The 13,302-nt window shown below is 69.8% G+C and carries 14 protein-coding genes; 6 read left to right on the top strand and 8 right to left on the bottom strand.

What is annotated here, in order from left to right:
* The first annotated feature begins 147 nt into the window (after nt 1-147).
* Nucleotides 148-2,391 (top strand): amino acid permease, encoded by a 2,244-nt coding sequence (locus BM310_RS12125; protein ID WP_089808049.1) that lies wholly within the window; start codon nt 148-150, stop codon nt 2,389-2,391.
* A gap of 96 nt (nt 2,392-2,487) precedes the next feature.
* On the top strand, nt 2,488-3,405 hold the full coding sequence (locus BM310_RS12120) for an alpha/beta fold hydrolase (RefSeq protein WP_089808047.1): 918 nt from the start codon (nt 2,488-2,490) through the stop codon (nt 3,403-3,405).
* 214 nt (nt 3,406-3,619) lie between these two features.
* Here BM310_RS12120 and BM310_RS12115 read toward each other — a convergent pair whose 3' ends face one another.
* Nucleotides 3,620-4,717: a PAS domain-containing sensor histidine kinase gene (locus BM310_RS12115; RefSeq protein ID WP_177232607.1), complete on the bottom strand. Its 1,098-nt coding sequence runs from the start codon at nt 4,715-4,717 to the stop codon at nt 3,620-3,622.
* A gap of 220 nt (nt 4,718-4,937) precedes the next feature.
* Here BM310_RS12115 and BM310_RS12110 point away from each other — a divergent pair, with 220 nt between their 5' ends.
* Nucleotides 4,938-5,957, top strand: coding sequence for an AIR synthase family protein (locus BM310_RS12110; protein ID WP_089808043.1), 1,020 nt, complete (start codon nt 4,938-4,940; stop codon nt 5,955-5,957).
* A gap of 105 nt (nt 5,958-6,062) precedes the next feature.
* On the top strand, nt 6,063-6,272 hold the full coding sequence (locus BM310_RS12105; RefSeq protein ID WP_089808041.1) for a hypothetical protein: 210 nt from the start codon (nt 6,063-6,065) through the stop codon (nt 6,270-6,272).
* A 6-nt stretch (nt 6,273-6,278) separates the two neighbouring features.
* On the opposite strand, the gene BM310_RS12100 is transcribed toward BM310_RS12105, so the two are convergent.
* Nucleotides 6,279-7,229 carry an alpha/beta hydrolase gene (locus tag BM310_RS12100; RefSeq protein ID WP_089808039.1) on the bottom strand — a complete coding sequence of 317 codons (951 nt, stop codon included), beginning with the start codon at nt 7,227-7,229 and terminating at the stop codon, nt 6,279-6,281.
* Nucleotides 7,230-7,358: 129 nt separating this feature from the next.
* Between BM310_RS12100 and kynU the strand changes: the two genes are divergently transcribed.
* Complete coding sequence (gene kynU, locus BM310_RS12095; RefSeq protein ID WP_089808037.1) at nt 7,359-8,678, top strand: kynureninase; 1,320 nt, start codon at nt 7,359-7,361, stop codon at nt 8,676-8,678.
* A 39-nt stretch (nt 8,679-8,717) separates the two neighbouring features.
* Here kynU and BM310_RS12090 read toward each other — a convergent pair whose 3' ends face one another.
* Genes BM310_RS12090 through BM310_RS12070 form a run of 5 tightly spaced genes read right to left on the bottom strand, consistent with a single transcriptional unit; the run spans nt 8,718 to nt 12,060 of the window.
* On the bottom strand, nt 8,718-9,200 hold the full coding sequence (locus tag BM310_RS12090) for a hypothetical protein (RefSeq protein WP_143105159.1): 483 nt from the start codon (nt 9,198-9,200) through the stop codon (nt 8,718-8,720).
* 49 nt (nt 9,201-9,249) lie between these two features.
* Complete coding sequence (locus BM310_RS12085) at nt 9,250-9,963, bottom strand: SDR family NAD(P)-dependent oxidoreductase (protein ID WP_089808033.1); 714 nt, start codon at nt 9,961-9,963, stop codon at nt 9,250-9,252.
* 52 nt (nt 9,964-10,015) lie between these two features.
* Complete coding sequence (locus BM310_RS12080; protein WP_089808031.1) at nt 10,016-10,486, bottom strand: desampylase; 471 nt, start codon at nt 10,484-10,486, stop codon at nt 10,016-10,018.
* Nucleotides 10,464-11,057: an isopentenyl-diphosphate Delta-isomerase gene (gene idi, locus BM310_RS12075; protein ID WP_089808029.1), complete on the bottom strand. Its 594-nt coding sequence runs from the start codon at nt 11,055-11,057 to the stop codon at nt 10,464-10,466. The genes BM310_RS12080 and idi overlap by 23 nt, the downstream gene beginning before the upstream one ends.
* Before the next feature lie 49 nt (nt 11,058-11,106).
* Nucleotides 11,107-12,060 carry a diacylglycerol/lipid kinase family protein gene (locus BM310_RS12070; RefSeq protein WP_089808027.1) on the bottom strand — a complete coding sequence of 318 codons (954 nt, stop codon included), beginning with the start codon at nt 12,058-12,060 and terminating at the stop codon, nt 11,107-11,109.
* Nucleotides 12,061-12,112: 52 nt separating this feature from the next.
* Between BM310_RS12070 and BM310_RS12065 the strand changes: the two genes are divergently transcribed.
* On the top strand, nt 12,113-12,793 hold the full coding sequence (locus BM310_RS12065) for a PHP-associated domain-containing protein (RefSeq protein ID WP_089808025.1): 681 nt from the start codon (nt 12,113-12,115) through the stop codon (nt 12,791-12,793).
* Between the two features lie 45 nt (nt 12,794-12,838).
* Here the strand turns inward: BM310_RS12065 and BM310_RS12060 are convergent, their stop codons facing one another.
* Nucleotides 12,839-13,261: an Lrp/AsnC family transcriptional regulator gene (locus tag BM310_RS12060; protein WP_089808023.1), complete on the bottom strand. Its 423-nt coding sequence runs from the start codon at nt 13,259-13,261 to the stop codon at nt 12,839-12,841.
* Nucleotides 13,262-13,302 lie beyond the last annotated feature (41 nt).

Below are 13,302 nucleotides of genomic sequence, written 5' to 3'. Positions count from 1 at the left end.
CCGGTCACGACTTCGTCGCACGGAGGTGACTCCGCGTGACCGACGATTGTTCTCCGCCGGTCACGATTTCGTCGCACGGAGGTGACTCCGCGTGACCGACGATTGTTCTCCGCCGGTCACGACTTCGTCGCACGGAGGTGACTCCGCGTGACCGACGAAGAACTCGCCAAAGACCTCGGGCCACTCGCCGCTCTCACCATCGGCGTCGGCACGATGATCGGTGCGGGCATCTTCGTCCTGCCCGGCGAGGCGGCCGCAATCGCCGGCCCCGTCGTCGCCGTCTCGTTCGTCGTCGGCGGCGTCGTCTCCATCTTCACGGCGCTCTCGGCGTCGGAACTCGGCACGGCCATGCCGAAGGCCGGCGGCGGCTACTACTACATCAACCACGCCCTCGGCCCCCTGTTCGGGAGCATCGCCGGCATGGGCAACTGGATGGGGCTGGCGTTCGCCTCGGCGTTCTACATGCTCGGGTTCGGCGGGTTCATCATCGAACTCGTGGACGTGCCGACGGTCGGACTCGGGATTCTCACGCTCGACCCGACGCAGGTGGCTGCCCTCGTCGCGGGTGCGACGTTCGTCGGCGTCAACTACGTCGGCGCCAAGGAGACGGGGACGCTCCAGAACGTCATCGTCATCACGCTGGTCGCCATCCTGACGGTGTTCACGATACTCGGCCTCACGATGGCCGACCTCTCGACGCTCCGCCCGTTCGCGCCCAACGGGTACGGTGCCATCCTCCCCGGGACGGCACTGGTGTTCGTCTCGTTCCTCGGGTTCGCGAAGATAACGACCGTCGCGGAGGAGATTAAGAACCCCGGACGGAACCTCCCGCTGGCCGTCGTCGGTTCCGTCGTCATCGTGACCGTGATGTACGCCGTCATCATGGTGATGCTGATGGGCGTCCTCAACTGGACGGAACTCGCTCAGTCGGCGACCCCGGTCATCGACGTGGCGGAAGTCGTCTTCTCGAACACGCTCGGCCTCGGCGTCGTCGGCGCGGGTCTCATCCTGTTCGGCGGCCTCCTCGCAACCGCGTCGAGCGCGAACGCGTCCATCCTCGCGTCCTCGCGAATCAACTTCGCGATGGGACGCGACAGGCTCATCACGGCGTGGCTGAACGACATCCACCCGCGCTTCTCGACGCCGTACCGCTCTATCGCCGTCACCGGCGTCCTCATCCTCCTGTTCATCGCCGTCGGCAACGTGAAGGTGCTGGCGAAGGCAGGCAGCGTCCTCCACCTCATCGTCTACGGGCTGATGAACGTCGCTCTCATCGTGATGCGGGAGGCCGACGTCGCCGACTACGACCCCGAGTTCACCGCCCCGCTCTACCCGGTCGTCCCGATTCTGGGGGCCGTCCTCTCGTTCGGACTCATCGCCTTCATGGAACCCATCGAGATAGCGCTCGCCGCCGGTTTCGTCGTCGCGTCGGTGGCGTGGTACCTCGTCTACGCGCGCGGAAAGACGGAGAAGTCCGGCGTCCTCAGCGAGTACGTCCTCAACCAGTCGGAGAAGATGCCCGACGCCGCCGTCTCGGCGGCCACGTCCGTCCAACCGGACGGCGGCCAGTACCGCGTGATGGTGCCGCTGGCGAACCCCGCACACGAGACGGACCTCATCACCCTCGCCAGCGCCGTCGCGAAGGCCCGCGAGGGAACCGTCGTCGCCGTCCACATCGAACAGGTGCCCGACCAGACGGCGCTGGAGTCCGCCCGCGAACGCGGCGACTTCGCGGAGGCACACGAACTGCTCGAAGCCGCCCGCGAGGACGCCGAGACGTTCGGCGTGCCCGTGGAGACGCACACCGTCCTCTCGCACCGGTCGTTCGAGGAGATATTCGACGCCGCTCGCACGTACGACGCCGACCTGACCGTCATGGGCTGGGGCCCGGACGCCCACGGGGCCCCGGGTCGCGCCGAGAGCGCCATCGACGAACTCGCCAGTTCGCTCCCGTGCGACTTCCTCGTCCTGAAGGACCGCGGGTTCGACCCCGCGGAGATTCTGGTCCCGACGGCGGGCGGTCCCGACTCGGACCTCTCGGCCGCCGTCGCCGCCACCCTCGCCGAGCAGTACGGCTCGACGGTCCGCCTCCTCCACGTCACCGACGACGAGGCGGAGGGCGAACGGTTCCTCTCGGAGTGGGCCGAGAACCACGGACTCGGCGACGCCGAACTGATCGTCGAGGAGTCCGACGACGTGGAATCGGCCATCGCGCGCCACGCGCGAGACGCGACGATGCTCGTCATCGGCGCGACGGAACGCGGCCTGCTCTCGCGACTCGTCCGCGGGACGCTGGTCCTCGACGTGGTGAACGAGGTGGACTGTTCGGTCCTGCTGGCCGAGAAGACGCGGAAACGCTCGCTCGCGGAGCGGTTGTTCGGTAATCGCTGACCGGGCGGCCGGTATCGGCCGGTCGGCCGCCGCCGCGGTGAGGCGACCCCTCCATCGAGCGATAGCGTATTTGTCCACGGGTCCCCTACGGACGGTATGTCGTCTCTCGACACCGTTCACGACGGCGGCGTCACGCCGGACGTCGTGGGGATGCGGGGCGAATCGCAGTTCGTCGACGTGGGCGACGTCGAACTCCACGTCGTCACCGCCGGCCCGGAGGACGGCGAACCGGTCGTCCTCCTGCACGGCTTCCCCGAGTTCTGGTACGGCTGGCACGAGTGCATCGGTCCGCTGGCCGACGAGGGGTACCGCGTCGTCGTCCCCGACCAGCGCGGCTACCACCTGAGCGACAAGCCCGAGGCCGTCGCCGCCTACCACCCCGACGAACTCGCCGGCGACGTGCTCGGACTCCTCGACGCCCTCGACGTGCCGGACGCGCACCTCGTCGGACACGACTGGGGGGCGTTCGTCGCGTGGTGGGTCGGACTCCACACGCCCGAGCGAGTCAGGACGCTCTCGGCGCTGAACGTCCCCCACCCGACGGCGTTCAGACGAGCGCTCAAGAACGACTGGGAACAGCGGTTCAAGAGCTGGTACGTCCTGTTCTTCCAGCTCCCGAAGGTGCCCGAGGCGCTGGCGAAAGTCGGCGGCTACCGCACGCTCTGTGACCTGATGCGCCGGTCCAGTCAACCCGGGACGTTCAGCGAAGCCGACTTCGACTGCTACCGGGCGGCGTGGTCGCAACCTGACGCGTACCGGTCGATGGTGAACTGGTACCGGGCAATCGTCCGGTCGAACCCGCGACCGAAGACCGAACGCGTCGAGGTACCGACGCTCGTGCTCTGGGGGGCGAAAGACGCCTTCCTCACCCGGTCGCTGGCCCTCCAGAGCGTCGAGTACTGCGAGGACAGCCACCTCGTCGTCCTCGACGACGCGACTCACTGGATACAGCACGAGGAACCCGTCCGCGTCCGGCAGGAACTCACCGACCACTTCCGGATGTGCGAGAACTGAGCGGGACGGAGGCGGCGGCTCTCACGACTCCCTCCTGAGTCTATATACCCTCACCGAGTCGACTTAGCGACTTACTTAAGGAAGCGGGAGAGACGTTCTAGTGACGCGGAAAGAGGTCGCGTTACCGGGACTGGATGACCCCGACCGATACTACCTCGTTCGCGTCTCCTTCATGAGCCGACCGGTCGCCCCCCGTGCGGCCGGTCGCTTTCCCTCACCGTGACTGGCGAGACGACCGTCCGAACGCGACTTCGAAGCGCGCACCGCCGGACCGACTCTCGCCGACGCTGACCCGCCAGTCGTGCGCGTCGGCTATCGCGGTGACGATGGCGAGACCGAACCCGGTGCCGTCGTCGTCGCCGGTGACGCCGTACTGGAACACGGAGTCGCGGCCGCTCTCGGGGATTCCGGGGCCGTCGTCGGCGACGTAGAAGCCGTCCTCGGTGCCGCCGACTTCGACGGTCACCTCGGGGCCGGCGTGCGACCCGGCGTTCTCGAACAGGTTCTCGAGGAGGCGGCGGAGGCGGGACTCGTCGGCCGACACCGTCTCGGGCGGGTCCGCGAACGCCAGCGTCCCCGTCTCCGGGCCGGCGACGTTCCACGCTCGCTCCGTCACCGTCGACAGCGAGACGGCGGTCCGTTCGACCGACCGCGCGCCCTCGTGTGCCAGCGTCAGCGCTTCGTCGATGCGGTCGTTCATCCGCAACAGCGACTGGTACGCCGAGTCGAGGTGGGGGTGGGACTCGCCCGGATACTGCGCGCGGGCCACGTCGAGTTGAGCGAGTGCGGCGCTGAGCGGGTTCCGCAGGTCGTGCGTGACGCTGCCGGCGAAGGCGGCCAGTCGCTCGTTGCGGCGTTCGAGCGAGCGTCGCTCCGAGCGGTAGTCGGTCACGTCTCGGACGACGAGGGCGTACCCGTCCGCGCGGACGCCCGGAGTCGCGGGCGCATCGGGAACGTCGTCGTCTCGGAGCGACGTGACGGCGACGTGAGCGTCGTACGCCTCACCGTCGCTGTCCCGCGCCACGCACTCGACTTCGACGCGCCCCGCCGCGTCGGTCTCTTCGAGGAGCGTCGTCGCTCCCACGTCCGCGTCGAGGACGGCGTCGACTGCCTCCCCGCGGGCGGTGGTCCGGTCGTACCCCGTGAGTCGCCGCGCACTCGCGTTCCACGTCGCCACCCGCCCCTCGTCGTCGAGGAGCACCACCGCCGCGTCCACGGCGCGTTCGCCGAGTGCGCGGTAGTCGGCGTCGCCGCCGTCGCCGTTCTCGTCGGCGGCGCGTCGTGACTCCGAGGCCGTCGAGTCCTCCCTCACCGTGTTCCTCCTTCGGTCGGCGACTGACGAACGGCGTCGGCGGGCGCGGTGGAGGGCCGATAGCTCCGACGGGCGGTCGGAACGCGCGGCACCGGAGCGCCCGGTCCGCATCCGGGTGACATCGAATCGTCCTCACCGACGACATATCGCCTGGTATATCTTACGGCAGTTCCGGGGGCGACAACGGCACGTTGAAACCGACCGCCGTCGACCGTCCCCCATGAGCGACCTCGGAAAGGTGGACCGCGCGTTCTTCGACCGGTACGTCTTCTCGAACCTCGGGGCCGACCGCGACGACGTCGCCCTCGGTCCGACCCACGGCGTCGACTTCGGCCTCCTCGACGTCGACGGGACGGCCGTCGCCGTCGCCACCGACCCCGTCTCCGTCCTGCCGGACCTCGGACTCGCCCGCGCCGGCCGGTTCGCCCTCGACTTCGTCCTCGCCGACGTTGCCGTCTCGGGGCTTCCGCCCTCCCACCTCGCCGTCTCCTTCACGCTCCCGCCGGAGTTCGAGGACGAGGCGTTCGCCGAACTGTGGACGGCGATGCACGAGGAGGCCGCGGACCTCGGCGTCAGCATCGTCACGGGGCACACCGCCCGCTACGCCGGGTGTTCGTTCCCGTGGGTCGGCGGCGCCACCGCACTCGCCGTCGGCGACCCCGGTGACGTGATTCGCCCGGACGGCGCCCGCGTCGGCGACGACGTCCTCGTCACGAAGGGGCCGGCCGTGGAGGCGACGGGTCTGCTGACGACGCTGTTCCCCGACCAGTTCGACCTCCCGGCGGATACGCTCCGCGAGGCGCAGGCCCGCTTGGACGAGGCCGACTGCGTCCGCGACGCGATGACCGCGGCGGCCGCCGGCGGCGTCCACGCGATGCACGACGCCACCGAGTGCGGCCTGTTCGGCGCGCTGAACGAAGTCGCCGACGGCGCGGGCGTCCACCTCGACGTCTCGACCGACGAGATACCGGTTCGCCCGGGCGTCCGCGAGGCGTGCGCGTTCCTCGATATCGACCCGTGGACGGCGACGACGGGCGGCACGCTGGTGCTCGCCGTCGACCCCGACTCGACGGCGGCCGTCGTCTCGGCGCTCGAATCCGAGGGGACGCCCGTCGGCGTCGCCGGCACCGTGTGCGAAGGGACCGGCGTCACCGTGGACGGCGAGTCGGTGCCGCACCCCGAGGTGGACCCGTCGTGGGCGGCCTACGAGGAACTGGCGCGGCGGAGCGAGTCACCGTAGCCCGCGCGGGTTCGAACGCGCCTGCCGGCGACCGACGGGCGGCCGATTCGGCTCGGCCCCGCCGGAGGAGAACGTTCAACTCGGCTCCGCGTGACCGCGTATCGGATGGACAGAAACGGATTCGTGAAGCTTTCGTTGCTCGCGTTCGGCCTGATACTGCTGAGCTTCGTGATTCTCGGTCTCTCGCGCATCGTGCTCCCCTACCGAACCGCGCGACTGCTCTCGGCGCCGACGACGTTCCTCGCCGCCCTCCTCGTCGCGTACCTGTTCGTCCGCGCGGTCCTCGCGTGGGTCGGTCTGCTCGAAATCGAGTGACCGCGCTCAGAACTCGGACAGTCGCTCGACCACCCGGTCGAACGCCTCGTCGGCGGCGTCCGCCTCCGACGCGAGACTCAGGAAGCCGTGGACCATGCTCGGGTAGTGCTGGTGGGCGACGTCGACGCCCGCGCCCCGGAGTCGCACGGCGTACCGCGTCCCCTCGTCGCGGAGCGGGTCGAACCCGGCGGTGACGACGCACGCCGGCGGCGTCTCGGCCAGCAGTTCCTCGTCGGCCCGCACCGGCGCGGCGAACGGACTGTATCTGTCCACCTCGCTCCGGAGGTAGTGGTCGCGGAACCACGCCATGTCCGCGCGCGTGAGGAGGGGGCCGTCGGCGTTCTCCTCGTAGGAGTCGGTGTCGAACGTCTGGGCGGTGATGGGGTACGCGAGGAGTTGGCCCGTCGGCGTCGGGCCGTCGCCCTGCGTCGCGTTCGCGGCGGCCCGCAGGGCGACGGCGGCGGCGAGGTTGCCGCCGGCGCTCGTCCCCCCGACGGCGACGTTCCCGCTCCCGCCGAGCGACGCCGCGAACTCGCACGCCCACTCGAACGCGGCGAAGGCGTCGTCCAGCGGTTCGGGGAACGGATGCTCGGGCGCGAGTCGGTAGTCGACGCTCACGACGAGGCGACCCGACCGGGCGGCGAGGCGACGGCAGATTTCGTCCACCGAGTCCAGCGTCCCCAGCACCCAGCCGCCGCCGTGGTAGAACACCAGCACGTCGCGCGTCTCCGCGGGCGCGGGGTGGTACGTCCGGACCGGAATCGCCCCGTGCGGGCCGGGAACCGAGAGGTCGCGGACGCGTTCGACGTCCGGCGGGTCCGCGGGCGCGAACGCCTCGTCCTCGACCCGGCGCGCGCTCTCGACGGAGAGGGAGTGCCACGGGGGGAGTCCCTCGCGTTCGAACGCCGCCACCACGTCCGCCACGTCGGAGTCCAGTTCGGGGGCACGTCGGTCCATAGTGGGTGCCCGTGGCGGACGACCAAAAAGCGGCGGGCTGGCGGTGTTGGACACTTCGACGCCGGGGCGAGGAGAGTCCGACGGCGCGGCGAGGCGAACCGCTTTGTGGCCCGCGGCGGAGGTGTGGACATGGACGACTCACGCGACGACGCGGACGCCGACGCGTCCCCCGAATCGAGCGCCGGCCGCCCGCCGACGCTGACCGAGGCCCGCGAACGCGACGCCGACGACCCGCTGGCGACGCTCCGCGAGCGCTTCTTCGTCCCGGACGGCGAGTTGTACATGGACGGCAACTCGCTCGGACTCTGCGCCGCGGACGCGGCGGCCGCGTTGGAGGAGGCCGTCGAACAGTGGCAGACGCTCGCCATCCGCGGGTGGACCGACGCCGACCCCGACTGGTTCACGTACGGCGAACGCCTCGGCGACCGACTCGCCGGCCTCGTCGGCGCCGACCCCGCGGAAGTCGTCGTGGGCAACTCCACGACGGTGAACATCCACACCCTCGTCGGGACGTTCTACGACCCCGACCGGGGCGCGGAGATTCTCGTCAACGACCTCGACTTCCCGACGGACCACTACGCCATCCGCGCGCAACTCCGGCAGGCCGGCCGCGACCCCGAGGAGGCCCTCCGCGTGGTCGAGAGTCGCGACGGCCGAACCGTCGACGAGGACGATATCGTCGCCGCCATCGACGACGACGTGGGGATGGTGTTCATGCCCTCGGTCCTCTACCGGAGCGGGCAACTGCTGGACGTGGAGCGAATCACCGAAGCGGCGCACGACGCCGGCGCACTCGCCGGGTTCGACCTCGCGCACTCCGTCGGCGTCGTCCCGCATCGCCTCTCGGACGTCGGCGTCGACTTCGCCGTCTGGTGTCACTACAAGTACCTCAACGCCGGCCCCGGCGCCCCCGCCGGCCTGTACGTGAACGAACGCCACTTCGGCGTCACGCCGGCGCTCGCGGGGTGGTGGGGCCACGAGAAGGAGACGCAGTTCGAGATGCGCCACACGTACACGCCCGCGCCGTCGGCGGGCGCGTTCCAGATAGGCACGCCGCCGATTCTCGCCGCCGCGCCGTTGGACGGCGCCCTCAACGTGACCGAAGACGCCGGCATCGAGGCGCTCAGGGAGAAGTCCGTCGCGCTCACCGACTTCCTCGTCGCCCTCGTGGACGACCGACTCCCCGACTGCGAGGTGGGGACGCCGCGGGAGGCGGCGCGGCGCGGCGGCCACGTCGCCGTCGAACACCCCGAGGCCTACCGCATCTCGGAGGCGTTGAAGGCCCGCGGCGTCGTTGTCGACTTCCGCACGCCGAACGTCGTCCGCGTCTGCCCGTCGCCGTACTACGTCGGCTTCGAGGACGTCTACCGCGTCGTCGAACACCTCGAAGCGATTCTCGACGACCGGGAGTACGAGCGGTTCGAGACGCGCGGCGGCGGCGTGACGTAGCGCCGCGCGTTCGGCGTCCCCCGGCCGAGACGGCCGCCGTCAGCAGTACCCGGAGGGGTCCAGTACGTCCCGAGACACGCCCGTCAGGCGCACGCCGGACTCGGAGACGACGTAGGTCGTCTCGGTACTGGTGCCGTCGAGCGATTCGTCCGGGGTGCCGTCGCCGTCGCAGTCGAGTTCGAGGCTGTACCCGACGGAGACGCGAACGACGACGCCGCTCTCGTTTCGCTCTACCACCTCGGACTCGGCCGGTCTGAGGATACCGAAGCCGAGGCCGCCGACCGCCTCGTACTCGCTCAGGCGACGTTCGATTCGGGACTGCTCGGCCTCGATGGCCCGTTCCCCGGCGTCGTCGGCCGAAATCGTCGCCGTCGACGTGGGCGTCGGCGTCGGCGTCGGTGTGGGAGTCGCCGGTGGCGTCGCAGACGATGTCGGAGACGACGGCGACTCGCCGACGCCGCCGAGACACCCCGCGAGGACGAGGAGCACACAGACGAGTAGCAGGGGCCGTGTTCGTGTCACTACGCTGTACGGAAACGGGGCGCAGTATAGTTTTTCTGCACCGCCGCCGCTACCAGTCGATGACCTCTCGGTCGCGCCAGAAGTGCCCCGACGGCGAGTCCGGTTCGAAGCGACAGAGGTAGACCGGCGTCTCTGCGCCCCGTTCGACCGACCGGTCGGCCTCCTCGCCGCCCATGTCGGTCCGGACCCACCCCGGACAGACCGAGTTCGCGAGGAGTCCGTCGTCGCCGTACTCGCCGTCCAGATACTTCGTGAGGCCGTTCAGACCGGTCTTCGAGACGCGGTAGGAGGGGGACCCGCCCGACTGGTCCTCGTTCAGTGCGCCCATCCCGGAGGAGACGTTGACGACGCGGCCGCCCTCGTCCTGCACGAGGAGGGGGACGGCGTGCTTGCAGAGGAGCATCGGCCCGCGGAGGTTCGTCGCCAGCGTTCGGTCGAGGTCCTTGACCGACTCGGCGACGATGTCACCGTCGCCGCCGCCGACGGCGGCGTTGTTGACGAGGATGTCCAATCGGCCCGCACTCGCGAAGATGTCGTCCACCGCGTCGGATATCTCGCCCTCCTGCGTCACGTCGACGAGGAGGTGCTCCCACTCGTCCGGTATCTCGTGGGTCATGCTGCGCGTGGCGGCGAACACCGTCGCCCCCAGGTCGTGCAACTGTTCGGCTATCTCGCGGCCGATGCCGCGGTTCGCGCCCGTCACGAGGGCGACTTGTCCCGAAAGCGAGTCGTACAGGTCGGGTTCCGCAACGTCCTCGGTCATCAGTCGGGGGGAAGCACCGACGCCGCAAGGGGGTTGCGTTCTCGGCCCGCGGTCAGTCGGCCCGAGTCAGGGACAGGCGGTCGAACGTCTCGCCCGTCCAGCGGTAGGCGTTCAGTCGACCGTCCGGGTTGCAGAGGAGGTAGACGTACCCCGGCCACGTCGCCCGTCGCTCGTCCGTTCGACTCGGAACCGGGTCGCTCTCGGGGTGACTGTGGTAGAAGCCGACCACGTCCAGTCCCGTCGATTCGAGGCGGTCGATGGTCGCGACGGTTCCCGCGGGGTCGAGTTCGTACTCGCGCCGGGGGTCGCCGGCGACGTTGGGAACCGGTTCGGCCGCGGTCACGGTGTCCGTCTCCGCGGCGTCGCCATCGAACGCGCCGTCCCCCCGGTCGGCGCGACGGCCGCCGAGGACGCCGCAGACTTCCTCGGGGGGCGTGGTCGCCGCGCCCTCGCGGGCGTGGTCGAGAATCGACTCGGCGACGCCCCGTTCGAGGACGAGACTACTCTCCGTCCTCGAAGTCACGGCGCATCGCTATCTCGAACCACGGGCACAGGCGCAGTTGGCGGTACCACTGCGGGTGTTCGTGGAGATGTTCGTAGTCGACCCACAGCAGGCCCGCTATCTCATCCTCGTCGGGGTTCAGCGTCGTGTCCTCGAGCGTCACCTTCAGGACGGCACAGACCTCCCACTCCAGACCGGCGTTCTCGTAGTAGCGCTTGTACTCGAACCGGTCGGTGACCCGCAGGTCGCCGTACTGGTCGGGCGTGATGCCCAGTTCCTCTTCGAGTCGCTGTTCCGTCGCCTCCTCCTGACTCTGCCCCTGCACGGGGTGGGAGGCGACGGTGCCGTCCCAGTGGGTGTCCCACAGGCGCTTGTTGGGCGCGCGTTGGGCGAGGAGCAGACGCCCCTCCTCGTCGAAGACGAGACAGGTGAACGCGCGGTGGCGCGTCCCGTGACCGGTGTGGGCCTCCAGTCGGTTGACCAGTCCCGTCTCGTTGTCGTCGGCGTCGACGGCGATGACGTCCTGCGCGGCGTTCTTGTGGAGTTCGCTCTCCGCGTCGGCGGCGGAACTCCCGCCCTCGTCCGTACTCATACCGTGGACATTGGCGAGGTGGGTCAAGGAGTCTTCGATGCGCGGCAGTTCACGCGGCGTCGGTCGGGTCCGGCGGCGACGGGTCGTATCCCTCGCCGACGCGGAACCGCATCGCTCCCGGGCGGGCGTCCGCGCGAAGGTGCCTCGCCTCCACGAGTTCGCCGTCGAGGCTGACCTGTCGGGCCGCCCCGGCGTCCACTTCGAGGTGGCTCACTCGCAGGTGCGTCAGGTGCGACGCCCCGCGCCGCAGGAGTCTGTCCGCCGCGCCCGTCGTCAGGTAGTCCAACGCGGGGCGGTTCTTGACGACGACGACGTTCAACAGCCCGTCCTCCATGTTCGCCTGCTGGAGTCGTTCGCCCGGGAAGCGTCGCCCGTTGCCGACCAACAGCATCAGCGCGTCGCCGGTCCACACCGGGTCGTTCCGGGGACCGGCCCGCACCTCCAGCCGCAGTCCCTCGAACGTCCGCTTCCCCTGAAGCGTCGAGAGGACGTAGGCGACGACGCCCAAGCGACGCTTCGCCTCGCGCGTCGTCCGCGCACTCGCCTCGGCGGTGAGTCCGAAGACGCACGAATTCACGAACGGTCGTCGCGGCGCGTCCGAGAGCCCCGCCGAGGACGCCGCGGCCGTCCACCGGGCGCTCCCGAGGTCCAGCGACCGCTCCCGTCCCGATTCGAGCACCTCGAAAGCGTGGGCGACGCCGCGGACGCCGAGGTTGTCCGCGAAGTCGTTTCCCGTGCCCGTGGGGACGATGCCCAGCGTCGTCTCCGCCAACCGCCCCGCTTCGTCCACGCCGCGGACGACTTCGTTCACCGTGCCGTCCCCGCCGCAGGCCGCGACGAGCGACGCCTCCCCGACTGCCGCCTCGCGAGCGATGTCGACCGTGTCGCCCGCCCGTTCGCTCTCGCGGACGTCGTAGCCGCGTTCGACGGCGAGCCGCCTCGCGCGGTGGCTCTGCTTGCCGTCTCCGCTTCGAGGGTTCAGGACGAGGATACGGCGGGCCACGACCGGGAGTGGGGGCAGAAGAACAAAGCCGTACCGACCCCTCGGAGCGTCTGTGTTCGCCCTCGATCTCCACACCCACTCTCGCTTCTTCCACTGGTCGCCGGGTGGTCCGACCCGGTTCGACCCCATCGGTCTCTCACTCGCCACCGCGGTCGCGCGTCTCCGAGGACTCGACGGCATCGCGGTGACGAACCACGACTACGCGTACGCCGCAGAGCGGCGACTCCAGACGATTCCGGGCATCGAGGTGACGACGACGGACGGGCACCTCCTCGTCGTCGGACCCGACCCGCCGAGTCGGACGGAACCGGACGAGTTGACGCCGCAGGAGGCCGTCGAACTCGCCCACGAACGTGACTGCGCCGCCGTCGTCGCGCACCCGTTTCGGAACAGCGAACTCAAGGACGCCGACGCCGACTTCGACGCCCTCGAACTGAACGGGAAGAACACGGAGCACGTCGAACGGACGCGAGCGCTCGCCGCGGAGATGGACGTCCCGCTGACCGGCGGGAGCGACGCCCACTACCCCGTCGAGGTGGGCCGAGCGTACACGCTCGTCCACGCCGACGAACTGACGCCCAGCGCCGTCGCGGACGCCATCCGCGACGGCCGGGTCGAACCGGTCGTGAACCTCAACCGATTCGAGCGGACGGTTGACAGGGCGTACACGCGAGTCCACGCGGCGAAGGGGTTCGACACCGACGACGTCTCACAGCGAGTGGACGACGCGTAGGAGGGACGGACCGGTCGGACGGCGGAACGGGGACGCCGACTGGTCCTACGGGTTCCGACCGAGTCGTTCGTCGAGGATGAGGCGCGTCTTCGTGCTCTTGACCTCGTCCAACTCGCGCGCCTGCGTGATGAGTTCGTTCACCGCGCGCGTGTCGGCGGCGTCGACGACGAGGACGACGTCCTCCTCGCCCGACACCTGCCAGACGAAGTCGACCTGGTCCCACTCGGCCATCCGGTCGGATATCTCCGTCGTGTCCACGTCCACCTTCACCGACACCTCGATCATCGCCTTGATGTTCCCCGTGCGGGTGGCGATGGTGAACCGTTCGATGACGCCGTCGCTCATCAGACGCTCGACGCGGTTGCGGACCGTCCCCTCGGAGGTGCCGACCTGTTCTGCGATCTCCGTGTAGGGAGTTCGAGCGTCCCGCCGGAGGATGTCGAGAATCTCTCGGTCCAGGTCGTCCATGTTCCCTCTCTCCCCTGCGGCGACTTACCGATTACGAAATT

This window comes from Halogeometricum rufum, from assembly GCF_900112175.1.
Classification (GTDB): Archaea; Halobacteriota; Halobacteria; order Halobacteriales; family Haloferacaceae; genus Halogeometricum; species Halogeometricum rufum.
This window is presented reverse-complemented; position numbering and strand designations above follow the sequence as displayed.